A 23,043-nucleotide genomic window follows, 5' to 3' on the forward strand; every position below is an offset into this window, starting at 1 on the left:
TATTCAGGCCGGCGCAGCGTCAGATAAGGCCATTTTCGTACGCGTAGCGGATCAGGCCGGTGTTGGTCTGCACGCCGAGCTTGCGCATGGCGACCGTCTTCTGGCTGGAAATGGTGCTGACCGAGCGCCCCAGCTTGCCGGCGATGTCGGCAAGCTGGATGCCCTGCGCATAAAGCCTGACCACCTCCAGTTCGCGCAGGGTCAGTTCGGTCGCCGGGGCCGCGGCGAGCGCGGCGCTGTCAAGGATGGCCTGCGCCGAAGGCGAGTGGTAGCAGCCGTCGCAGGCGACAACCTGGAGGCAGGCCCGCACCACCTCATCGATCGGGTCTTCCTTGCTGACGTAGGCGCGCACGCCAAGCTTCATGGCGCGGCGGATGATGGCGGCATTGTCCCGGGCGCTGACCACCACGATGCGGGTCAGCGGATGACGGCGCGCGAGCCGGTTCAGCAGGTTGAAGCCGTCCGACGAGGCATCGCCGCGGCCCATGCAGAAGTCGGTGATGGCAATGTCAGCGGGCTCGCGGTCGAGTGCGGCCAGCAATTCCGTGCCGTCGCCGCAGGCGCTGGTGACGTGCAAGTTGGGCGTGCGCTGCAGGCAGTCGCGCAGCGCGACCAAGACCAGCGGATGGTCGTCCGCCAGGGCGACACGGATGATTCGGTCGTACATCGTTTTCGGGTCCTTGGGTTCTCGGCGCTTGCTTGGCCGGCGGCGTCTGCAGCACTGCTGCTGCCAACGCCACGGCGTCACCGCAAATCCGCATTCTGGCTATGTTCCCGGCGCCCCTGAATCGTAATTCGGCTAGTTCCCGGTCACTGCTGTCGTGCCGGACGGGCAGGTGGGTACAAGGGTACGGCCTGACCCCCGCATTGCATGACGGCGAACTGCTCGACGCCATCGCGATTTTTCCGCGGATCGCGCGCAATGGCATTTGCGTGACATCAATGCTCGGCGCAGCGCTGCTATGCCCGAGGAAGTGGATTGCCGACGACATATGCCGGGGTGCCGGTGGCTGCCATCGAACTTTCACGTTGGGGCCCGCGAACGCTGTCCTAGAATGAACCTGACACGCGCCCGCGGCCATCATGCCGCGCAAGGCCCGGCTCGCGCCGGGTGGCGCTTGCGGCGCGTGCCGCGTGGGGGAATATGCCATGCCCGTCTATCAATACCGCTGCGAGAAGTGCGGCCATGTGTTCGAGAAAACCGAGCATCTCGCGGAACATGCCTCTGCCCATCCGAATTGCCCGAACTGCGGCAGCCAGTCCGTCCAGCACGCACCGGCCCCGTTCGTGGCAGTGACCCAGCGCAAGAGCTGAGCCGTAACAACAACGTCCCAGGAGATTTGCGCTCCGCCGCGAAGCCGCAGCGGGGCGTTGGCGTGCATCCCGCCGGGCGACTTCCAGTGGGATGCCGGAGTGGTTTTATGCGTGGCGCATCCATCGCCACGCGCGTTCGCGCTGCGCGCAAGCGGCGATCTCAACCTTGACGGAGGATGCCATGGCCACGAGACCGTTTTCCCAATTTCCCGCCGACGAGCAGCAACAGGTAACGCAGGCTTGCATGCATGTCGGGATCGCACCGGAGGCGTTCCAGATCACGGATGAGGGTGGCAACGAGGCCCGCCGCGTCAGCGTGAAGCGCCTGGGCACGGATGCGGTCAGCGTCTATGAGGCCGGGCCGGGCTCGGTCTGGGTCGAAGAGTTCGAGAGCGATCTCGAATGCGGCCTGTTCGGCCGCGTGGCGGCGTAGCGCGGCACAGTGGGGACAGCGCGGCTCAGTGCCGGCCGCGCTCCCCCAGGCGCGACACCACGGAGGCGCCGGCGATCAGTTCCTTGAGCAGTGCCAGCGAGGCCGCGCCACTGGTTCGGAACGGATCGAGTTCGGCGCGTGCCGAGAACTTCAGCAGCGTCGCGGTGTTGATGCGCGCCGCGTTGACCTGACCCATGGCCCAGCCGGCGAAGTCGCGCGTGCAGGTTTCCTCGAAATGCAGCAGCGTCACGTCCTGGTGGCGCGGATCGCGCGCAATCGACTGGAACAGCAGCGAGACCTCTTGCCGGTCGCCTTCGAGCGCCTGCAGGAAGATGCCGTTGCCGTGGCACAGCACGCCGGTGATGCCGTGGTGCGGGTTGCGCTCCAGGCTGGTGGCCAGGATCGCGTCGAGCAGGGCCGAGTCGATGGCCTGGCGGGCACGGCTGGCATAGATCAGGCGGACTAGCATGGTCGTGGCGGTTCCGTGATGGGAAAGGGGCGGATGCCGGTTCGGGGGCAGGGCACCTAGCCGCGGTTGTTGTTCAGCAGCGTGAGGAATTCGCGCCGCAGGCTGTCGTCCTTCAGGAAGGACCCGCGCATCACGCTGTTGGTCATCTTGGCGTCGGTGTCGCGCACGCCGCGCCAGTGCATGCAGAAATGCTCGGCCTCCATGACGATGGCGAGGCCGTCGGGGTTCATCTTTTCCTGCAGCAGGTCGGCCACCTGCGCCACGGCTTCTTCCTGGATCTGGGGCCGGCACATGATCCATTCGGCCAGCCGCGCGTACTTGGACAGGCCGATCAGGTTGGAATGCTGGTTGGGCATCACCCCGACCCACAGCTTGCCGAGGATCGGGCACAGGTGGTGGGAGCAGGCACTGCGCACGCGCAGCGGGCCCACGATCATCAGCTCATTGAGCTGGCCGACGTTGGGGAACTCGGTCACCGCCGGGGGTTTCGCGTAGCGGCCGGCGAAGATTTCCTTCAGGTACATCTTGGCCACGCGCCGCGCGGTTTCCTGCGTGTTGTGGTCGTTGTCGACGTCGATCACCAGCGCGCGCAGCACGCCTTCGATGCGGGACTGGACTTCCGCCTGCAACTGCTCCAGCTCGCCCGGCTCGATATAGTGGGCGATATTGTCGTTGGCGTGGAAGCGTTCCTGCGCCGCCTGCAGGCGCGCGCGGATCCGCTCCGAGACGGAAGACGCCGGGTCGCCGGCCGCCGCGTCGGCCGGGTGGAGGTCATGCGCGCGGCGTGCCGCGTCCTTGCTGTTCATGGGTAGCGTGGTGGGTTGCGGAGTGGTCTGTTCCGGCATGGGCGCCGGCGAGTGTGCCGGATTCACTATATGGCAGATGCGGTGGCCCGACAACCTGCGCGCCAGACGCCCTGCGGCCCCTTGTCCACTGCCGGACGCGCCGCATACCGCACACCCCGGTTTGCTTCCGTGAATAGTTCGTGACAACGCTCAACCTCGCCCCGCGCGACGCCGACAAGCGCACATAATGTCCGCAAACATCAGCCGCCCGCCACCTGAATGGCGGGCGTACCGGAAGTTGCGGCCTTACTTTTTTGTCGGGAACAACGTGACCTTGCCGATCGCCTTTCCGTGCAGCAGCCTGATGCTGCTCCATGTCGTGACGGTACCGCTGCCGGCTACGCCGGTGGAAACGGGCGTGGCGGAGCATCACGCCAGCGCCGCGCGCGCGGGCAAGCCCAGCCTGCGGCGGCCGCTTGCCGTTGGCGCGCGCGTGCCGGCAAGCGGGCGTGCCAGCACTGGTACTGGCTGAGGCGCGCGGCGGCGTGCTGCTCTCCGCTCAGGCGCCCCGCACCACCTACCAGAGCAGCAGCGCCAGCGCCGGCACCATCGCGGCCGGCATGACGATCGCGCCCAGGCGCAGGAACTGTCCGGGGCTGACCACATGCCCCTCGCGGCGCAGCGCAGTGAGCCACAGCAGCGTGGCCAGCGAGCCGGTCACCGACAGGTTCGGGCCCAGGTCGATGCCGACCAGCACCGCACCGGTGACCGCGTGCGACGCATCGCCCGCGGACAGCGCCGATGCCGCGATCAGCCCGGCCGGCAGGTTGTTGGCGATATTGCCCGCCAGCGTCACCAGTCCGCCCACCGCCAGCAGCGCAAGCGCACCACCATCGCGCGAGGCGGCCGCAACCGCGTCGGCGAGGTAACCGATCACCGCGGTCTGCTCCAGCGCGGCCACCAGCACGAACAGGCCGGCCACCATCGGCAGCACGCCCCACGAGACTTCCCCCAGCGCCGGCAGCAGCAGGTCGCGCCGGGTGGCGCAGACCAGCAGCAGCGTGGCCACGCCCGCGGCGCAGGTGGGCCAGCCTAGCTCGCTGCCGCGCAGCGAGGCCACCAGCAGCGTGATGCCGGTCAGCACGATGCCCAGCGCGGTCAGCCAGGCCTGCAGCGACAGCGGCGGCACCGGGACATCGCTGCCGATCGGCTCGGTCAGCGCATGCCGCTGGGTCCACCACAGCGCGGCCAGCGTCGCCAGTACCGCGGCCAGCGACGGCAGCGCGAAGCTGGCCAGCCATCCCGCCAGCGGCGGCATGCGCTCGCCGAAGATCACCAGGTTGGCCGGATTGGAGATCGGCAGCACGAAGCTGGCCGCGTTGGCGATGAACGCGCACGCATACAGGTAGGGCAGCGGATGGCGCACGCGCGCCGCGCGCGTGGCGGCCAGCACCGCGGGCGTCAGCACCACCGCGGTAGCGTCGTTCGACATGAACGCCGTGACCAGCGTGCCGAAGCCATACACCAGCAGGAACAGCCGCAGCGCCGAGCCGCGCGCCTGGCGCACCGCCAGCGCGGCGACGTGGTCGAACAGGCCAGTCTTGCGGGCCAGTTCGGAGATCAGCATCATGCCGGCCAGGAACAGGTAGACGTCGTAGCCGCGCATGACTGCCGCGAATGCGTCGGGCAGCGCCAGCAGTCCGCTGGCGCATAGCAGCAGCGCGCCGGAGGCGGCCCAGAATGCCTCGGGCAGGCGGAAGGGGCGGAACAGGACGCCGGCGGTGGTCAGCGCGGCGACCGACCAGATCAGCAGCGGGCTGTGGCTGGACATCGAAGATGGATTCGAAGGTGGGGTGAGGCGGCAGGAATGCGTGGAGCTCTTACAGGCCTTCCCGGCTGGCGGAAACGGCTGGCGCTGCCACGGCGGCAGGCGTCGGCATGCCGTTGGTGGTGCCGGGAAGCTGCGTGCCCGCGCCTGGCGGCGCTGAGGACGTGGCGGGATTGGTTGCAGCGTTGCTTGCCACCGGGCCCACGACAGGAGCCGCGGTCGGTGCCGCCAGCGGATCCGCCGGCGGCGGGAAGCCGAGCGAGGCGATGCCATGGCTGCCGTCCGCGTACTCCGCATATATCCAGTCGTTGCCCGCGCGCACCAGGCCGGCCGGGGCGTCGGGGTCAGCCTCGGGAACGCCGGCCAGCCGTCCTTCCATGTACGCCGCCCACACCGGCAACGCCGTGGTGGCGCCGAACTCATGCTCGCCCAGGCTGCGGTTATCGTCGTAGCCCATCCACGCCACCGTGACCACGCCGCCGGCGTAGCCGGCGAACCAGCCGTCCATGGCGTCGTTGGTAGTGCCGGTCTTGCCGGCCACGTCGTCGCGGCGCAGATAGCGGCGCACGCCCGCGCCGGTGCCTTCGCCGACCACGCTGCGCAGCAGGCTGTCCATCACGAAGGCATTGCGCGCGCTGATCACTCGCGTCGGCGCTGCGGCGCCATGGCCGGCTTCAAACAGCACGTTGCCCTCGCTGTCGGTGATGCGCTCGATCAGGTAGGGCTCCACGCGCTGGCCGCCGTTGGCGAACACGCCGTAGGCCGCGGCCAGCCGCAGCGGCGACGTGGTGCCGGTGCCCAGCGCCAGCGGCAGGTAGCGCGGCAGCCGCTTGGGCGAGAAGCCGAAGCGGCTGGCGAACTCCACCGCATAGGGAATACCGATTGCCTGCAGCGTGCGGATCGCCGGCAGGTTGCGCGATTCGGCCAGCGCCTGGCGCACGGTGACCGGGCCGATAAAACGGCCGTCGTCGTTGGACGGCTGCCAGCGCGACGAATTGGCCAGCGGCGCGTCGTTGATGACAGTGCCGGGCGACACGCCGCGCTCCAGCGCCGCGGCATAGACGAAGGGCTTGAAGGTCGAGCCCGGCTGGCGCAGCGCCTGCGTGGCGTGGTTGAAGCGGCTGGCCGCAAAGTCCGCGCCGCCCACCATCGCCTCGATCGCGCCGGTATTGGCGTCGAGCGAGACCAGCGCCGCCTGCGGCCCTTGCGGCCCCTTCTCCAGCGCCGGCACCGCCTTGCGGTGGCGGCGCGCATAGCGCTGCAGTCCACCGGTCACGGCATCGTAAGCCAGCGTCTGCCGCACCGACGACACCGTGGTGTAGATATTCAGGCCGCGTGTGTAGGCTTCATCGCCAAAGCGCTCGCGCGCCAGCTGGCGCGCCAGTTCGGCCACGTGCTCGGCATGGCCGGCGAAGCTGCCGGGCGTCTCACCGGAGATGGCCAGGCGCTCGGCGCGGGCCGCGCGGTAGTCGTCCTGGCTGATCATGCCGAGCGCCAGCATGCGGCCCAGCACGTATTCCTGGCGGCGCTTGGCACGCGGCAGGTTGACCACCGGATTCATGGTCGACGGCGCCTTGGACAGCCCGCCCAGCATCGCGCTCTCGGCCAGCGACAGCGCCGCCAGCGGCTTGCCAAAGTACGCATGCGCCGCGCTGCCGAAGCCATAGGCATGCTCGCCCAGGTAGACCTGGTTCATGTACAGCTCGAGGATGCGGTCCTTGGGCAGCGACTGGTCGATGCGCCAGGCCAGCAGCATTTCATACCACTTGCGCGCCAGCGTTTTCTCGCGCGACAGGTAGAAATTGCGCGCCACCTGCATGGTGATGGTCGACGCGCCCTGGGCGTAGCCCTGGCCGAGGTTGGCCAGCGCGGCGCGGAACAGCCCGGGGATGTCGACGCCCTCGTGCTCGTAGAACTGGTCGTCCTCGGCCGCCAGCAGGGCCTGGACCATGCGCGGGGGAATCTGCTCGAAGGGGATGAATTCGCGGTGCTCACTGCCGAATTCGCCGATCTGCACGTGATCGCTGGTGTAGATCCGCAGCGGGACGTCGGGGCGATAGTCGCGCAGGGCGTCGACCGGTGGAAGCTGCCGCAGGCTCAGCACCGCGGCAAAGCCGGCGAGCAGGCTGGCGGCCGCAGCCAGCGCCAGTACGGCGCCGCCTGCCTTGACTGCGATTTTTTTCATGCGCGCATTCTACCTATTCCGGCTGGCCGAACCGGCGCTGCGGTCATCGGGTGGCTGCCAGCGGCAGCGGGCTGCCGCCGTCGTCCCGCTCGGCGGGCGGGGCGACGGCGTCCGGCACGGCATGGAGTGCCGGCGCGGGAGCGGCGGCGCTGTCCGGATCCGGCGGCGCCGGCGTGGCCGAGGCCATGCGCAGCCTGGACTCGCTGTGCTGGCACGCGAACTCGCACAGCGACAGCCAGGTCTGCTGCTGCTCGATGATGGTGAAGTGGTCCGTGCCGGGCATGGTCTGCAGCGCGACCGGCCCGGGCCACGCCGCCATCAGCCGCTCCGAGCAGGCATGCGGCACGACCTCGTCCGACTCCGCCAGCAGCACCTTGGTGCTCTGCACGACCTTCTTGCAGTGCGAGATCGAATCGAAATGGTGGCGCATCAGCTGGCGCAGCGGCACCAGCGGGAAGCGCTTGCGCACCAGTTCCAGCAGCGAGTCATAAGGCGTGATCAGCTGCAGGCTCTCGAACTCCTGCAGGTCGGCGAGCTGGATCGCCACGCCGGTGCCGAGGCTGCGCCCGACCACGTGCACGCGCGTGTCGGGAAAGACACGGCGGACATGGAGCAGGAACTGGCTGGCATCGGCGACGGCCCCCGCTTCAGACGGCCGGCCGTCGGAATGGCCCAGCCCGCGGTAGTCATAGGTGGCGAAGGCCATGCCTTTCGGCAGCCAGCGCGCGTATTGCAGCGTTTCCAGCACATCCTCGCCGCGCCCGGGCAGGTAGAAAAACAGGTCGCGCACGCTGTCGCCGGGTGCATGGTAGATGTAGCCACGCACGACGCCGCCGGGAATGACGTGCGAATAGCCGATGAGGCCTTCTGGGAGGTCGCGCGGCGGACGCCGGCGCGCGTCGAACAGCAGGCGGTCCTGGTTCAGCGTCAGGTAGGTCCAGTAGCAGGCGAAGCCGCTGGCAGTCATCAGCGCGGCGGCCAGCGCGTGGCGGGTCTTGAATCGCATGGCAAGTCTTCAGGTGCGCGGCGGGCGTGGCGCCGGGGGGCGCCGGCCATGCCGCCCAAGCTGCGCAGCCTACCTCATTTTTGTCTGGCGCGACCGCGCAACGCAAGCCGGGCCGCGGAGTTCTTGTACGATATGCCTCATACACGCGCGCCACCCCCACCGGCATCCTGGCCGACGGCGCGCCCACGGAGCAAACAAGCATGAGCGAGCAGAAAGACGAGCAGTTCCGCGCCGAAGAAGCGCAGGCCATGGAGCGCGTGGTCGCGGCCACGCGCCAGGTACAGGTGGCATTCACCGCGCTGCAGGCCCACTATCCGCCGCAAGGCAGCGGCAAGCCATCCAAGCTCGCGCTGCAGACCTTCGATGCGGCGCTGCAGTCGCTGGAGGACGCCCAGGCGGCGTTCGACGAGATCCTGAACGACTTGCTCGACGAAAAACGCTGACCCCGGCGCCCCGGGGGCGGCGCGGATCCATACACGGCGATCCGCTGTGATAAGGTTGCCGGACAACAGCCGCCCGGCCTGCCGCAGCGTCCGCCTGCGCGGCGTGCGGCAAGGGACGGCAAGGCAGCGGCCGCCACGCCAGCCGCCAGCCGATAATGGAGACCCAGCGGAGACCCGCCGTCATGCACCGTGCCGCCCATCCCGCAGCAGACCCAACGCGTTCCGGCGCCCAGCGCGACGGCGCTGACGCTGATGACACCGATCGCGCCGCACTGATCGCACGCGCGCATGCGCGTTCGGCCGGCTTCGGGCTTGATGCCGGCCATGCACCAGGCTACGAGGCCCTTGCCGCACGCGCACTGGGCGAACTGGTCGATGCCAGCCGCGACCTGTACCGCCACGCGCTGCCGGTGATGGAAACCCTGCACGCGCAGATCGCCAACACCGACAGCATGGTGCTGCTGACCGACAGCAGCGGCGTGATCCTGCACAGCCTGGGCGACGGCGATTTCGTCGCGCGCGCCCGCCGCGTGGCGCTGGCGCCGGGCGTGTCGTGGTCCGAGCCCAGCAAGGGTACCAACGCCATCGGCACCGCGTTGGCCGAGGCGCGCCCCACCATCGTCCACGCCGGCGAGCACTTCCTGCAGGCCAACCACCAGCTCACCTGCTCGTGCGCGCCGATTGCCGGCCCCACCGGCGAGATCCTGGGCGCGCTCGACGTCAGCGGCGACCACCGCGGCTTCCATCGGCACACCATGGCGCTGGTGCGGATGTCGGCGCAGATGATCGAGAACCACCTGTTCGCCAACCATTTCCCGGAGGCGGTGCTGGTGCGCTTCCATGCACGGCCGGAATTCGTCGGCACCCTGTTCGAGGGCATGGCGGCGTTCGCGCCCGACGGCGCCTTCCTGGCTGCCAACCGCAGCGGGCTGTTCCAGCTGGGGCTGGCGCCGCAGGCGCTGGCGCTGACCGGCTTTGCCGAGCTGTTCGGCCAGCCGGTGCGCATGGCAATGCAGGCGCGCGCGTCCGGAACGCTGCACATGCTGACGCTGCCGAGCCGCGTGCAGGTGTTCGCGCGCATTGAATATCGGGCCGCGCCGGTCAGCGTGCGCCAGCCGCTGGCGGACGAGCCGCTGCCGCCCGCGCTGGCCGCGCTCGACACCGGCGACGCCGCAGTGGCGGCCGTATTGCGCCGCGTGCGCAAGGTCAGCGGCCGCGATATCCCGATCCTGGTCCAGGGCCGTACCGGCGCCGGCAAGGAGTGGCTGGCGCGCGCCATCCACGCCGCCTCGCCGCGTGCCAATGGCCCCTTTGTCGCCGTCAATTGCGCGGCGATCCCCGAAGCGCTGATCGAGGCCGAACTGTTCGGCTATGAAGAAGGCGCCTTCACCGGCGCGCGCCGCCGCGGCAGCGCCGGCAAGCTGGCGCAGGCGCATGGCGGCACGCTGTTCCTCGATGAAATCGGCGACATGCCGCTGGCACAGCAGGTGCGGCTGATGCGCGTGCTGCAGGAGCGCGCGGTGACGCCGCTGGGCGCGGCGCAGGCAGTGCCGGTCGATGTGCGGGTAGTGTGCGCCACCCACCGCGACCTGCGCGCGATGATTGCGGACGGCACCTTCCGTGAAGACCTGTACTACCGCATCAATGCGCTGGCGGTGACGCTGCCGCCGCTGTGCGAGCGCAGCGACCTGCCGGTGCTGGTGGAGCGGATCCTGCAGCGGCAGAGGGAAGAGGTGGGGCCTGAATCTCCGGTCCAGGTGAGCGCGCCAGTGCTGGCGTCGCTGCGCAGCCATCCGTGGCCGGGCAATATCCGCCAGCTTGCCAATGTACTGCGCACGGCGTCGATACTGGCCGAAGGCGAAGCGGAGATCGGCTGCGAGCACATGCCGGAGGGGTTTGAGCAGGAGTGCGGCGGACAGGTGGAACAGGCGGTGGAACAGGCGGTGGAACAGGCGCCTTGCGCTACGACGGCGCCCGTCTCGGGTGTCGCCCGCATGCGCGACTGGGAGGCCGGCGTCATCCGGCAGGCGCTGGCACGGCATGGCGGCAATGTCAGTCATGCCGCGCGCGAGCTGGGGGTGTCGCGCAATACGATCTATCGCAGGTTGAAGGAAGGGTTGGACAGCGGCCCGGGGGAGGAGGGCTGACGCTTCATCCGCGCCATCACAACCCAGGCTGTGCTGCCAGCCACGCCGCCTCTTCATCGCTGAACAACTCCGAGCGCGTCAAAAACCGCTGACCCGTCGTCCCTTCCAGCGAAAACATCCCACCCGCGCCCGGCACCACGTCGATCACCAGCCGCGTGTGCTGCCAGTACTCGAACTGCGCGCGCGTCATGTAGAACGGCGCGCCGCCGATCTCGCCCAGCCGGACATCGGCCGGGCCGACCAGCAGCTCGCCGTCGGGATAGCACATCGGCGCGCTGCCGTCGCAGCAGCCGCCGGACTGGTGGAACATCAGCGGGCCATGCCGCGCGCTCAACTGCGCGATCAGCGCCAGCGCGGCAGGCGTTGCCACCACGCGGGCGACGGACGGGGCAGCAGATGCGGAAGCCGGCATGGCCCTTCTCCTCGTCAGGCGTTGAAGTCCAGCACGACCCGGCCTTCGACCTTGCCGTCGCGCAGGCGACCTAACACGTTGTTGATGTCATCGAGCCTGGCAGTCGATACCGTGGCCTTCACGTCGCCATGCGCGGCAAAGGCCAGCGATTCCTGCAGGTCGCTGCGCGTGCCGACGATCGAGCCGCGGATGGTGATGCCCTTGAGCACCACGTCGAAGATCGGCGTGCCGAACTCGCCCGGTGGCAGCCCGTTGAGCGCGATGGTGCCGCCGCGGCGCACCATGCCGATCGCCTGCGAGAAGGCGATCGGCGATACCGCGGTGACCAGCACGCCATGCGCGCCGCCGATTTCCTTCTGCAGCCACGCGGCGGGATCGGTGGTACGCGCGTTGACGGTGGCTTCGGCGCCGAGCTTGCTCGCCAGGGCGAGCTTGTCGTCATCGATATCGACCGCGGCCACGCGCAGACCCATGGCACGCGCATACTGCACGGCCACGTGGCCGAGGCCGCCGATGCCGGAGATCACGACCCACTGGCCTGGCCGCGTATCGGTCACCTTCAGTCCCTTGTAGACCGTCACGCCGGCGCACAGGATCGGCGCGATCTCGACAAAGCCGACCTTGTCGGGCAGCAGGCCCACGTAGTTGGGATCGGCGACGACATATTCTCCATAGCCGCCGTTGACGGAATAGCCAGTGTTCTGCTGCTTCTCGCACAGCGTTTCCCAGCCTTGCAGACAGTGCTCGCAATAGCCGCAGGCGCTGTAGAGCCAGGGCACGCCGACGCGGTCGCCTTCTTTTACGCGGGTCACGCCGCTGCCCACGGCGGAAACGTAGCCCACGCCTTCGTGGCCGGGAATAAAGGGCAGGGTGGGTTTGACCGGCCAGTCGCCGTCGGCGGCGTGCAGGTCGGTATGGCAGACGCCGGAGGCCTCGATCTTTACCTGGATCTGGCCGGGGCCGGGTTGGGGAACAGGAACTTCGTCGATCGTGAGCGGCGCGCCGAATTCACGCACCACCGCGGCTTTCATCGTTGCAGGCATCTCGACTCCTTGAATGACTCCTTGTCCGGGTTGGCCCCGCGCCCGCGGGGCTCAACCCGGATCATGGCACGCGTGGGGCCACTATAGGCGGCCATTGCGCCATGCTTTGAGCACCGTCAGAAAAACCCAAGTGCGTTGGGGCTGTAGCTGACCAGCAGGTTCTTGGTCTGCTGGTAGTGGTCGAGCATCATGCGATGGTTCTCGCGGCCGATGCCGGACTGCTTGTATCCCCCGAATGCGGCATGCGCGGGGTAGGCGTGGTAGCAGTTGGTCCACACGCGGCCCGCCTGGATGCCGCGGCCCATGCGGAATGCGCGCGCGCCGTCACGCGTCCACACGCCGGCGCCGAGGCCGTAGAGCGTGTCGTTGGCGATGGCGAGCGCCTCTTCCTCATCCTTGAAGGTGGTGACCGACACCACCGGCCCGAAGATCTCTTCCTGGAAGATGCGCATCTTGTTGTGGCCGGCAAATACGGTCGGCTTGACGTAGTAGCCGCCCGCCAGGTCGCCGTCCAGCGCATTGCGCTCACCGCCCGCCAGGCACTGCGCGCCTTCCTTGCGGCCGAGGTCGATGTACGACAGGATCTTCTCGAGCTGTTCCGCCGAAGCCTGCGCGCCGATCATGGTGCCCTTGTCGAGCGGGTGGCCCTGGCGGATCGCCGCCACGCGCTTGAGCGCGCGCTCCATGAAGCGGTCGTAGATCGATTCCTGGATCAGCGCGCGCGACGGGCAGGTGCACACTTCGCCCTGGTTCAGCGCGAACATGGCAAAGCCTTCGAGCGCCTTGTCGAAGTAGGCGTCGTCGGCGGCCAGCACGTCTTCGAAGAAGATATTGGGCGACTTGCCGCCCAGCTCCAGCGTCACCGGGATCAGGTTCTGCGACGCGTATTGCATGATCAGCCGGCCGGTCGTGGTCTCGCCGGTGAAGGCCACCTTGCTGATGCGCGGGCTCGAAGCCAGCGGCTTGCCCGCTTCCAGCCCGAAGCCGTTGATCACGTTGACCACGCCCGGCGGCAGCAGGTCGCCGATCACCTCCATCAGCACCAGGATCGACGCGGGCGTCTGCTCGGCCGGCTTGAGCACCACGCAGTTGCCGGCAGCCAGCGCCGGCGCCAGCTTCCAGGTGGCCATCAGCAGCGGGAAGTTCCACGGGATGATCTGGCCGACCACGCCCAGCGGCTCATGGAAGTGGTAGGCAACGGTGTCGCCGTCGATCTCGGAGATGCCGCCTTCCTGCGAGCGGATGCAGCCGGCAAAGTAGCGGAAGTGGTCGACCGCCAGCGGCAGGTCGGCGGCGGTGGTCTCGCGCACGGGTTTGCCGTTGTCGATGGTCTCGGCCACCGCCAGCAGCGTCAGGTTGGCCTCGATGCGGTCGGCGATGCGATTCAGGATGTTGGCGCGCTCGGTGGTGGAGGTGCGTCCCCATGCGGCCTTGGCGGCGTGCGCGGCGTCGAGTGCGGCATCGACGTCCTGCTGATGGGAGCGCGGCACGCGCGTGAACGGCTTGCCGGTGATCGGCGTGATCGACTCGAAATACTCGCCGCCGGCAGGCGGCACCCACTGGCCGCCGATGTAGTTCTCGTACTGCTGCTTGTAGGGGTTGCTGACGCCCAGCTGGGCGATTTCCGCCATGTTCATGTCTCGCTCCGTTCGAAGGATTTATGTCGTGTCGTCACGGCTTGGGCCGTGCGCACCGGAGCGGATCGCAAGAGGTGTGCCGGGGTGCGAGAGGAGGGAAAAGCGGGAAGGAATCGAAAGAAGTTGACCGCGGAAGGCTGCGGAATCAGGCGGGAGGTGTGTCACGCGCTGGCGGCGGTGTGCCAGCGCGTGACAGCAGGTGTTCCAGATTGGAGCAGTGAACTGACACCGCTTTGCGACCCGGCTGGCGCTTGCCACCAATCCTCGCAATCGCTCCCCTCTCCCGCGAAGTGGGAGAGGGGTGGGGGAGAGGGGCGGAGCTTCGACGGAGTGAAGGGCGTTGGTATGCGAGCGCCTGCCCTCTCCCCCGGCCCCTCTCCCGCTTGCGGGAGAGGGAGCAAACCGGCGGGATGATTTCCTCCGCAGGCAATGGGCCTTAATGCCCCGGCCCTGCCGCGCGCAGCGCCTTCACGTCGCCAGGCGTCACGTCGGCCGGCTGGCCGCCCCAGGTAGCACGCAGGTAATTGGTCAGCTGCGCCAGTTCCTCGTCGCTCATGCGCCCGGCGAAGCCCGGCATCTCCTGCATTGCCTCCACGCCAGGGAAGCGCTGCGCCGCGATGCCGTCGAGCATTGACACGATCAGGTTCCGCGCATCAGCGTTGCGCACCGTCGAATTGCCAACCATCGACACCGCCACGTGCGGCTTGCCTTCGCCCTCGCGGCCATGGCAGCCAGCGCAGACGGCGACGTAGTGTCGGCGGCCGGGAGCCAGTTGCGCGGCATCGGCATTGACCGGCTTCACCGGCTGCGGCACGGGCGGCCGGTCGCCGAGCAGATAGGTGCTCATCGCCGCCAGGTCGCCCTTGTTCAGGTACTGGCTGCTCAGATGCACCACCGGGTACATCTCGCCAAAGGCCGAACCTTGCGGCGCGATGCCGGTCGCGAAGAACTGCTGCAGATCGGCGGCCGTCCAGCCGCGCGCGGCCAGCCCGGCGGGCGTGATGTCCGGCGCGCCGACGCGCGCCAGCGCGGAACCGGCCAGTGGCTTCGACACATCCAGCCGGCCGAATGCGGCACGCGGGGTGTGGCACTCGGCGCAATGGCCCAGTGCGTTGGACAGGTAGCGGCCGCGCTGCCACGACTCGGAATCGCCCCTGGACGCATCCGGCAGCGTGTCCTGGAGGAACAGCAGGTTCCAGCCCGCCAGCGCAAAGCGCAGGTTGTATGGGAATTGCAGGTCGTGCGGGCGGTTGGGCACGGCAGCCGGCTTCACCTGCATCAGGTAGGCGTACATGGCATCGGCATCCGCGCGCGACAGGCCGCGGTATGAGGTGTACGGCATCGCCGGGTAGAGATGCTTGTCCGGTGCCTTGCCATCATGCAGCGCCTTGTAGAAGTCGTCCGCGCTCCAGTTGCCGATGCCGTGGGTCTTGTCCGGCGTGATGTTGGTGCCGTAGAACTTGCCGAACGGCGAGGCCAGTTCCACGCCGCCGGCAAAGGGTGCACCTTCGGGCGCGGTATGGCACGCGGCGCAGTCCGCTGCGCGCGCCAGGTAGCGGCCGCGCGCGATCTGCTCGGCAGGCGCCAGCTGCGCCCTGGGTGCCTGGTCGGCGGCGGGGGCGATGGCTTCGGTGCGGCTGCCGCAGCCGGCCACCATTGCGGTCGCGGCAATGGCTGCCAGCGCGGCGCGCGTGGCGATCATCAATGCGGTGCGCTGGATCACTTGTCGCTCCCGCTGTCCCTGACCAGGCCCGGCGTGCTGGTGATCACGTCCTTTACCGCCTCGTAGTAGCGCACGTAGCCGGTGCAGCGGCAGATATGGCCGTCCAGCGCCTCCGTGATGGTGGCCTCGACCTTTTCCTTCGGCACCGGGTTGCGCTTGAGCTTTTCGACCAGGATAGTGGCGCCGTTGACGAAGCCCGGCGTGCAGTAACCGCACTGGAAGCTGAAATGCTCCAGGAACTTCTGCTGCACCGGCGTCAGCTCGACCACTTCGCCTTTCTCGTCGCGCTTGCCGTGGCCTTCCACGGTGCGCACCTTGCGGCCCTGGAACCAGTGCGCGCCGGTGATGCAGCTGCGCACTTCCTCGCTGGTGCCGTCCGGCTTGTCGTGGATCACCACGCACGCGTGGCAGATGCCCTGTCCGCAGCCCAGGCGCGAGCCGGTCAGGTCCAGGTATTCATGCAGGAAATCGATCATCATCAGGCCTTCGGGGACGTCCACGGGGCCGACGTCCTTGCCATTGATGTTGAGCGTAATGGGTTGGGTGGCGATGCTCATGCCAGTACCTCCTGGATCTTGGCCGCCGTCACCGGCAGGTCGGTGAAACGATGGCCGATGGCATGCGCGATGCCGTTGACGATGGCGCCCACCACCGGGATCATCACCACCTCGGCGATGCCCTTGGGCGGGTCGGTTTCCGAGACCGGCGGCAGCACGGTGCCGGTCTGGGCCCACACCGCCACGTCGCTGGCGCGCGGCAGGTGGTAGCGGTTGAAGTTCCAGGTGCCGTTGCCGGGGCCGTCCTCGTAGAGCGGCAGGTATTCATGCAGCGCGTGACCGATGCCCATGGCGATGCCGCCCTGCAGTTGGCCGGAAACGAGCTGCGGCGACAGCTGCGTGCCGCATTCCATGATCGAGTGATGCGACAGGATTTCCACCTTGCCGCTGGCCTCGTGCACCGAAAGCTCGACGAAGGTGCCCACCGCGCTGTAGTAGGTCACCGCGGCGTTGTTGCGCTGCGTGGACGCGATGTAGACCTTCTTGCGATCCAGCACGTGCCAGCCGCCGGCGGTGCGCATGCGCGCCTTGCGCGAGGCATCGGCGCCGTCGCCGTAGCGCACCGACAATCCGTCCACCGGCAGGCGCGCGGCTTGCCCGTCGATGTCGAAATCGGCTTCGCTCCATTGCCAGCGGTTGAACACGTGAACGGTGGCGCCGGTGACCAGCCCCAGTTCATGCGCCTTGGCGGCGATCTGCTCGAACGACAGCGCCTGCAGGCCGCCGGCGCTGAGCTTGCCGTCGACCCAGCGCGCGTCTTCCACGCGCACCACCAGCGACGCCGCCTGGCCGCCGCCGATGCCCTGGCTCCAGATCGCCATCGCCGCCGGCCAGAGGCCGTGCATGAAGATGACGCGCGCGGCTTCGCGCGTGCTGTGCGTGAAGTAGTAGGCCGAGTTGGTGGCGCTGGCGGGCGACGCATATGCCGGCGACCAGCGCGGGTTGGCCGACAGCTTGTCCTGCTCGGCCTGGCTCATCAGGTAGGGATCGCCCGAGGTGGCCACCGGCAAATCGGTCCAGTCGGTGACCGAAGTGCGCACCTCGCCCGCGGGCTTGCCCAGCCAGCGCGCCACCGCCGCGGCCTGCGAGGTCGACATGCCGGTGCCGATCTCGGCGCCGGAGTGATGCAGCACGATGCTGCCGTCGGCCTTCAGCTCGACCTTGGCGAACGACGCTTCCGCGCCCGTGCCGAAATCCTTCTGCACGCACGCAAAGCCCACGCCGTAGCGGCGGCCGGGATTGGCGGCTTCATATGCTGCCTTCTTGCTGGCGCGGTTGGTCCACAGCGGATATGCCCTGGCCGCTTCCAGCACCTCGTCGACGCGGATCGCGCCGGCGGGGATCGCGCCCTGCGTGTTCTTCATGCCGGAGCGCAGCGCGTTCTTCAGCCGGAACTCGATCGGGTCGAGCTTGAGTTGCTCGGCGAACTCGTCGACCATCATCTCGGTCGCGGCCATGCTCTGCAGCGTGCCGTAGCCGCGTGCCGAGCCGGCATCGATGGCGCGCGAGGCGATTGCCACCGCAGTCAGGTCGTTCTTGGGGAAGTAGTAGATCGATTGCGCGGCGGTGGCGCCCACCATGGCCACTGACGGCGAGAAGTTGGCGCGGCCGCCGCCGTTGGCTTCCAGGTCGCCCTGGAAGGCCTGGAACAGGCCGGTTTTCCTGTCGGCCGCGATGCGGTAGCGCATCTTGAAGGCGTGGCGCTTGATCGAGGTCTGGAACTGCTCGTAGCGGTCGTTGGCCAGCCGTACCGGCTTGCCCTCGGCGTACAGCGCCGTGACCAGGCCGTAGAACGGGAAATTGTAGTGGTCCTTGGAGCCGTAGCCGACCGTATAGCACGGGTGCAGGAATACCTGCTTCACCGGGAATGCGCCCCTGGCGCGCGCCAGCATCTCGGCCACGCTTTCGGCGACCTCGTTCGGCCCTTGGGTCGGCACCACCAGGTGCAGTGCCTGCGCGGCGGCGTCGTACCAGCAGTTGGCGTTGTCGGGCTCCAGCGCGGCGGTATCGACGGACTGCGAGTTGTATTCGCGCTCCAGCACCAGCCAGTCGCCGGACGGCTTCGCCAGTTGCGCGCGGATCTGCCCGGCGTGGTACATGCCCTGTTCGCCAAGCTGGCCGTGGTCCTTGCCGTCCGGCCATACCGGCTGGTGCTTGCGCATCATGCTGGGGAACACCGGCGCGTGCTTCAGGCTGGAGAACACATCGTCTTCATAGGGCGTTGCGCCGCCCACGCGCACGAAGCGGAAGGTGCCCCATGGGTCGCGTTCCAGCGGCCCGGTCTTCGCGCCATAGCGGATCGCGTCATCGCGGAACTTGAGCTTGTCCTTGGCAAAGCGGAAGCGCGCGAAGTCGTGGTAGATCAGGATGGCCACGGCGTGGCCCAGGTAGGCGGGCGTCTTGCCGGCGGGCAGCAGCATGTCTTCGCCATAGAAGGCGGGGAAGGCGACGCCGTCGCGTGCCAGGTCCGCTGCGGTGACGACGCGATCGGGCTTGAGCTCGTCGCCCAGCACGCCCAGGTCGAAGCCCTCATAAAGGCGGTCGGCCTGGGTCGCGCGCAGGATGAAGGCGTGCGATTGCTGCTGGGGCCAATGCGGCATGTCGCGCGAGCGGATATCGCGCGCGAACACCTTGGCGCCAGTGACCTTGGCGATGCCGTCGATGCGGAATTTGGGGGCGCCGGCCTTGGCGTCCCACTGCACGGGGGTCAGGATCTTGTCTTCAAACAAGGCCGCGAAGGCCTTGCCGCCGATGGGTGCGATGTAGACCGACACCCCGGCCACGACGCTGGCCTTGAGGAAGGTGCGCCGTGAAGGGTTGAAGCTGGGCATGGGATTCCTTGTGGGATGCCTTGGGGGACTGCGTGACGTTGCGCGCCTGTTCGCGGTGTTGCGCAAGACAGCGCGGCGAGCGCAGCCATCCGCAGGCCAGCCGTGGCTGGCGCGGAAACGATTCAGGTGTTCAGGGAGCGCGGCCGCGATGGGCGGCTGGAACAGGGCATGGCGTGCCGCCTGTCACTACGGCAGCGGCGCGGGTGATTAGGGGCGGGGCATTGTTGTCATGATCCTGGCGCTGAACGGCTGCGCTGAGCCCGCGATTGTCGCCCCCGCCTAGGGTTTACCTCAAGGCGGGGCGGTAAATATTGGTTATCACCCAGCGCAAATATTCCACAAGTATTCCCCCCGGCCCTGTGCTCAAGCCTTCGTGCGGGCCGATGCCGGATCGTAGGGCGCGCGCAGGTGTACGCGTGCGGGCAGCAGTTCGCCGGCCAGGTCAACGTGGTAAGTGCCGGCCTCGATCCACGCCGCATCGGCGGGCCCATCCTCGCGCGCCAGCAATGCCATGCCGACCGGGCAGCCAAGCGTATGGCCGAACGCGGCGGAACTAAGGGAGCCCACCGCGCGCACGCTGCCGTCGGGACCGGTGCGCAGCACGGCCTCTGCGCCCCACAGCATGGCATCGCTTGCGCCATCCACCGTCACGACCACCATGCGCCGTGTGGGAGCGCCCGCCTGCCGCAGTTGCAACAGCGCTTCCCGGCCGCGGAAGCCGATGCCGCTGGCCAGCTTGCAGGCGAACGACAGTCCCGCCTCGAACGGGTTGACCGACGGCGACAGCTCGCGGCCCCAGGCGCGGTAGCCTTTTTCCAGCCGCAGCGATTCGATGGCGTAGTAGCCGGCATTGACCAGACCCAGCGTGCTGCCGGCTTCGTGCAGCGTCTCGTAGACACCCACCGCGAATTCCACCGGCACGTACAGTTCCCACCCGAGCTCGCCGACGTAGGTCAGCCGCGTCGCGCGCACGGTGGCATAGCCGAGGTCGATCTCGCGCGAACTGCCGAAGGGAAAGCCTTCGTTGGAGAAATCCGCGCGCGATACCTTCTGCAGCAGTTCGCGCGAGCGCGGTCCCATCACCGCCAGCACTGCGTACTGGCCGGTGACGTCGACGATCACGCAGCGCTTGTCGGCCGGGATCAGCCGCTCGATATAGCTGAAGTCGCGCGTCGTCTGCGCCGAGCCGGTCACCACCAGGTACTGGTCGTGCACCAGCCGCGTCACGGTCAGGTCGGACTCATAGGTGCCGCGTTCGTTGAGCATCGCGGTATAGACGGACTGCCCAGGCGGTACCGCCACGTCGTTGCTCATCACGTACTGCAGCACCGCCTCGGCATCGGCGCCCTTGACCAGGTACTTGGAGAAGGAGCTCATGTCGAACAGCGCCACGCCTTCGCGGCAGGCGCGGTGCTCGGCACCGCTCCAGGGCAGCCAGTTCTGCTGGCCGAAGGCATATTCGATCCGCGGCGATGCGCCCGGCGGCGCGAAGAAGTTGGGCCGCTCCCAACCCATCTTGCTGCCGAAATTGGCGCCGGCATCGTGCAGATGCGCATACAGCGGCGAGCGGCGGAACGGGCGTGCCGTCTCCAGTTCGCGATTCGGCCACGGCATCGCGTAATGCAGCCCCAGCGTTTCCTTGACGCGGTCGTGCAGCCAGTTCTGGTTGCCGTTGAAGCCGGCGAAGCGGCGGATATCGACGGGCCAGAGGTCCATGGTGGGCTCGCCCGCCACGATCCATTCCGCCAGCGCCATGCCGGCGCCGCCGGCGGAGGCGATGCCCATCGAGTTGAAGCCCGCGCCGACGTAGAAATTGCGCAGCTCCGGCGCTTCGCCCAGGATGAAGTTGTTGTCCGGCGTGAACGACTCGGGCCCGTTGTAGAACTGCTTGACCTGCGCCGTCTCCAGCGCGGGCACGCGCACCAGCGCGTTTTCCATCAGGACCTGGAACTGGTCCCAGTCGTCGGGCAGCAGCTGGAACTCGAACGGCTCCGGAATGCCTTGCATGCCCCAAGGCTTGGCGTCAGGCTCGAAACCGCCCATCACCAGCCCGCCCACTTCCTCCTTGAAGTAGATGAAGCCATCCGGGTCGCGCATCACCGGCAGGTCGGGGTGCACGCCGGCGATGCGCTCGGTGACGATGTAGTAGTGCTCGGCCGAATGCAGCGGCACGGTCACGCCGCACATCAGCCCCACCTGCCGTGCCCACTGGCCGGCGCAGTTGACCACGATCTCCGCTTCCAGCCGGCCCTCGTCTCCGTTCTTGTTGCGCCAGCTGACGCCGGTGGCGCGGCCGTCGGCCGTATGGATGGCGGTGATCCTGGTGTCCTGCGCGATCATGGCGCCGCGGCTGCGCGCGCCGCGCGCCAGCGCCTGCGTCAGGTCGGTGGGATTGGCCTTGCCGTCGCCGGGCAGCCAGACTGCGCCATGCAGGTCGTCGGTGCGCATCGCCGGCCACAGCTCGCCGGCCTGGGAAGCGGAGATGACTTCGCACGCCACGCCGTAGGCGCGCGCCACCGCGGCGGTGCGGCGCAGTTGCGTCATGCGCTCGGTGGTGCGCGCCACCGACAGGGAGCCGCATTGCTTCCAGCCGGTGCCGAGGCCGGTTTCCGCTTCCAGTTCGCTGTAGAGCTGCGTGGAGTAGCGGATCAGCTTCGTCATGCTTTCCTGCGAGCGCAGCTGGCCGACCAGGCCGGCTGCGTGCCAGGTCGTGCCGCACGACAGCTGGCCCTGCTCAAGCAGCACCACATCCTTCCAGCCCAGCTTCGTCAGGTGGTAGGCAACGCTGCAGCCGATGATGCCGCCGCCGATGATGACGACACGGGTGTGGGTGGGAAGGGTGAAGGGCATGGCGGGTCTCAAGGGGGCGCGGATCGAGACTAGATATTATTCAACAAAATGCCAATTAACAACACAAAATGCAACATACATGCGCTTGAGCCCCACCATGCAAAATGCCTAAATCATTGAATGCAAAAAGCAAATGCTGCATGAAAGCTGATCTGCGGCGAACTTAATTGCGTTTCGGCCGCCATGGGCTAGTGTGTAGCCATCCCGCCGCTTGCTGCTGCCCTGCACAAAGGCGCCGGGTGAGGCATTTGGGCTCGTGACGCGCGATGCATGTCGCTGCGCTGCTGGCGCCGGGGGAGAAAAAGATGTCTCCGAAACGAGAAATCGAGCCTGCCGGCATCGCGCAGGCAGGGGAGGACGGCGTCATGCCGGACCAAGAGGATCCCGGCGGATTGCTGGGATCCAGCCAGGCGTTCCGGAAGGTGATGGCGGTGGTGGCCCTGCTGGCCCGCGTTGACGTGCCCGTGCTGATCCTGGGCGAGACCGGTACCGGCAAAGAGCTGGTGGCGCGCAGCCTGCACTACCGCGGCCGGCGCCGCGACCGGCCTTTCGTTCCCGTGGATTGCGGTGCGCTGCCCGAAACGCTGTTCGAAGGCGAACTCTTCGGCCACGTGCGTGGCGCCTATACCGATGCGCGCCGCGACGCCGCCGGCCTGGTCGCGCAGGCAGAAGGCGGCACGCTGTTCTTCGACGAAATCCATGCGCTGTCCCTGCGCAGCCAGGCGGCGCTGCTGCGCTTCCTGCAGGACTTCCGCTACCGCCCGCTGGGCGCGGCGCAAAGCCGCAGCGCCGACGTGCGCATCGTCGCCGCCACCAACCGCGAACTGAAACAGGGCGCGCAGGACGGCTGGTTCCGCGAGGATCTGCTCTACCGGCTCAACGTCGCCAACGTGCGCATGCCCAGCCTGAGAGAGCGCCCCGAAGACATCCCGCCGCTGGTCGAGCTGTTCGCGTCACGCTTCTGTGCGCGCTATGGCTGGCCCGGCTGCCGTTTCGACCAGGCCTCGCTGGCATGGATGCTGGCACAGCCCTGGCGGGGCAACGTGCGTGAGCTGGAGAACTTCGTGCAGCGTTGCCTGCTGTCGTGCGACGGGCGCGTCGTGCATGCCGAAGACTGTCCGGCGGAAGGTGCGGCCGGCGATGGCGGCGATCGCGCCTCTTGCCGGCTGCAGGAAGTGCCGCCGTTCAAGCAGGCGCGCGACCAGGCGCTGGCGGCGTTCGAATGCGCATACTTGCGCGCCGCGCTGGCGCGCAGCGGTGGCAACGTATCGGCGGCGGCGCGCGAGGCGGGGAAAGAGCGGCGGGTGTTCGGACGCCTGCTGAAAAAGCACGGGATCGATCGCGCCGAATTCTTCTAGCGACGCAGCCGGCGCGGCCGAC

Annotated in this window: 19 protein-coding genes; 6 read left to right on the forward strand and 13 right to left on the reverse strand. The window is 68.2% G+C overall.

Annotated features, from left to right (window positions below; all coding sequences use genetic code 11):
- Nucleotides 1-19: 19 nt before the first annotated feature.
- Nucleotides 20-667, reverse strand: coding sequence for a response regulator (locus ACIP1U_RS16745; RefSeq protein ID WP_400316806.1), 648 nt, complete (start codon nucleotides 665-667; stop codon nucleotides 20-22).
- Nucleotides 668-1,149: 482 nt separating this feature from the next.
- On the opposite strand from ACIP1U_RS16745, the gene ACIP1U_RS16750 reads away from it, so the two are divergent.
- Together ACIP1U_RS16750 and ACIP1U_RS16755 are read left to right on the forward strand one after the other, a co-directional pair.
- Nucleotides 1,150-1,314, forward strand: coding sequence for a zinc ribbon domain-containing protein (locus ACIP1U_RS16750; protein ID WP_029044829.1), 165 nt, complete (start codon nucleotides 1,150-1,152; stop codon nucleotides 1,312-1,314).
- Between the two features lie 181 nt (nucleotides 1,315-1,495).
- Complete coding sequence (locus ACIP1U_RS16755; protein ID WP_400316808.1) at nucleotides 1,496-1,747, forward strand: hypothetical protein; 252 nt, start codon at nucleotides 1,496-1,498, stop codon at nucleotides 1,745-1,747.
- A gap of 25 nt (nucleotides 1,748-1,772) precedes the next feature.
- Here the strand turns inward: ACIP1U_RS16755 and ACIP1U_RS16760 are convergent, their stop codons facing one another.
- On the reverse strand, nucleotides 1,773-2,216 hold the full coding sequence (locus tag ACIP1U_RS16760) for a BLUF domain-containing protein (protein ID WP_400316810.1): 444 nt from the start codon (nucleotides 2,214-2,216) through the stop codon (nucleotides 1,773-1,775).
- Between the two features lie 56 nt (nucleotides 2,217-2,272).
- The gene (gene folE, locus ACIP1U_RS16765) at nucleotides 2,273-3,022 is read right to left on the reverse strand and encodes a GTP cyclohydrolase I (protein WP_400316812.1); all 750 of its coding nucleotides are present in this window, start codon (nucleotides 3,020-3,022) and stop codon (nucleotides 2,273-2,275) included.
- A gap of 343 nt (nucleotides 3,023-3,365) precedes the next feature.
- Here folE and ACIP1U_RS16770 point away from each other — a divergent pair, with 343 nt between their 5' ends.
- Nucleotides 3,366-3,533, forward strand: coding sequence for an arsenite efflux pump ArsB (locus tag ACIP1U_RS16770; protein WP_400316814.1), 168 nt, complete (start codon nucleotides 3,366-3,368; stop codon nucleotides 3,531-3,533).
- Between the two features lie 45 nt (nucleotides 3,534-3,578).
- Here the strand turns inward: ACIP1U_RS16770 and ACIP1U_RS16775 are convergent, their stop codons facing one another.
- Genes ACIP1U_RS16775 through ACIP1U_RS16785 form a run of 3 tightly spaced genes read right to left on the reverse strand, consistent with a single transcriptional unit; the run spans nucleotide 3,579 to nucleotide 8,020 of the window.
- Complete coding sequence (locus ACIP1U_RS16775) at nucleotides 3,579-4,832, reverse strand: arsenic transporter (RefSeq protein ID WP_400316815.1); 1,254 nt, start codon at nucleotides 4,830-4,832, stop codon at nucleotides 3,579-3,581.
- Nucleotides 4,833-4,881: 49 nt separating this feature from the next.
- Nucleotides 4,882-7,014 carry a penicillin-binding protein 1A gene (locus ACIP1U_RS16780; RefSeq protein ID WP_400316817.1) on the reverse strand — a complete coding sequence of 711 codons (2,133 nt, stop codon included), beginning with the start codon at nucleotides 7,012-7,014 and terminating at the stop codon, nucleotides 4,882-4,884.
- A gap of 43 nt (nucleotides 7,015-7,057) precedes the next feature.
- Entirely contained in the window at nucleotides 7,058-8,020 is a 963-nt protein-coding gene (locus ACIP1U_RS16785) for an alpha/beta hydrolase (protein ID WP_400316819.1), read from the reverse strand.
- 200 nt (nucleotides 8,021-8,220) lie between these two features.
- Here ACIP1U_RS16785 and ACIP1U_RS16790 point away from each other — a divergent pair, with 200 nt between their 5' ends.
- Together ACIP1U_RS16790 and ACIP1U_RS16795 are read left to right on the forward strand one after the other, a co-directional pair.
- A complete protein-coding gene (locus ACIP1U_RS16790) occupies nucleotides 8,221-8,463 on the forward strand; it encodes a hypothetical protein (protein WP_400316821.1) in 243 nt (80 codons plus the stop codon).
- A 182-nt stretch (nucleotides 8,464-8,645) separates the two neighbouring features.
- On the forward strand, nucleotides 8,646-10,610 hold the full coding sequence (locus tag ACIP1U_RS16795) for a sigma-54-dependent Fis family transcriptional regulator (protein WP_400316823.1): 1,965 nt from the start codon (nucleotides 8,646-8,648) through the stop codon (nucleotides 10,608-10,610).
- Between the two features lie 16 nt (nucleotides 10,611-10,626).
- Here the strand turns inward: ACIP1U_RS16795 and ACIP1U_RS16800 are convergent, their stop codons facing one another.
- The 7 genes from ACIP1U_RS16800 to ACIP1U_RS16830 form a co-directional block, all read right to left on the reverse strand.
- Nucleotides 10,627-11,022: a DUF779 domain-containing protein gene (locus ACIP1U_RS16800; protein WP_400316825.1), complete on the reverse strand. Its 396-nt coding sequence runs from the start codon at nucleotides 11,020-11,022 to the stop codon at nucleotides 10,627-10,629.
- A 14-nt stretch (nucleotides 11,023-11,036) separates the two neighbouring features.
- Nucleotides 11,037-12,065: an alcohol dehydrogenase AdhP gene (gene adhP, locus ACIP1U_RS16805; RefSeq protein ID WP_400316827.1), complete on the reverse strand. Its 1,029-nt coding sequence runs from the start codon at nucleotides 12,063-12,065 to the stop codon at nucleotides 11,037-11,039.
- A 116-nt stretch (nucleotides 12,066-12,181) separates the two neighbouring features.
- The gene (gene adh / locus ACIP1U_RS16810; RefSeq protein WP_400316829.1) at nucleotides 12,182-13,702 is read right to left on the reverse strand and encodes an aldehyde dehydrogenase; all 1,521 of its coding nucleotides are present in this window, start codon (nucleotides 13,700-13,702) and stop codon (nucleotides 12,182-12,184) included.
- Nucleotides 13,703-14,138: 436 nt separating this feature from the next.
- On the reverse strand, nucleotides 14,139-15,422 hold the full coding sequence (locus ACIP1U_RS16815) for a c-type cytochrome (protein ID WP_400317022.1): 1,284 nt from the start codon (nucleotides 15,420-15,422) through the stop codon (nucleotides 14,139-14,141).
- Complete coding sequence (locus tag ACIP1U_RS16820) at nucleotides 15,422-15,982, reverse strand: (2Fe-2S)-binding protein (protein ID WP_400316831.1); 561 nt, start codon at nucleotides 15,980-15,982, stop codon at nucleotides 15,422-15,424. Before ACIP1U_RS16820 ends, ACIP1U_RS16815 begins: the two co-directional genes overlap by 1 nt.
- The gene (locus ACIP1U_RS16825) at nucleotides 15,979-18,813 is read right to left on the reverse strand and encodes a xanthine dehydrogenase family protein molybdopterin-binding subunit (RefSeq protein WP_400316833.1); all 2,835 of its coding nucleotides are present in this window, start codon (nucleotides 18,811-18,813) and stop codon (nucleotides 15,979-15,981) included. The genes ACIP1U_RS16820 and ACIP1U_RS16825 overlap by 4 nt, the downstream gene beginning before the upstream one ends.
- Nucleotides 18,814-19,176: 363 nt before the next feature.
- The gene (locus ACIP1U_RS16830) at nucleotides 19,177-21,663 is read right to left on the reverse strand and encodes an FAD-dependent oxidoreductase (RefSeq protein WP_400316835.1); all 2,487 of its coding nucleotides are present in this window, start codon (nucleotides 21,661-21,663) and stop codon (nucleotides 19,177-19,179) included.
- 305 nt (nucleotides 21,664-21,968) lie between these two features.
- Between ACIP1U_RS16830 and ACIP1U_RS16835 the strand changes: the two genes are divergently transcribed.
- Nucleotides 21,969-23,021, forward strand: a complete 1,053-nt coding sequence (locus tag ACIP1U_RS16835) for a sigma-54 interaction domain-containing protein (RefSeq protein WP_400316837.1) — start codon at nucleotides 21,969-21,971, stop codon at nucleotides 23,019-23,021.
- Nucleotides 23,022-23,043 lie beyond the last annotated feature (22 nt).

This window comes from Cupriavidus sp. NPDC089707 (assembly GCF_044748965.1).
Lineage (GTDB): Bacteria > Pseudomonadota > Gammaproteobacteria > Burkholderiales > Burkholderiaceae > Cupriavidus.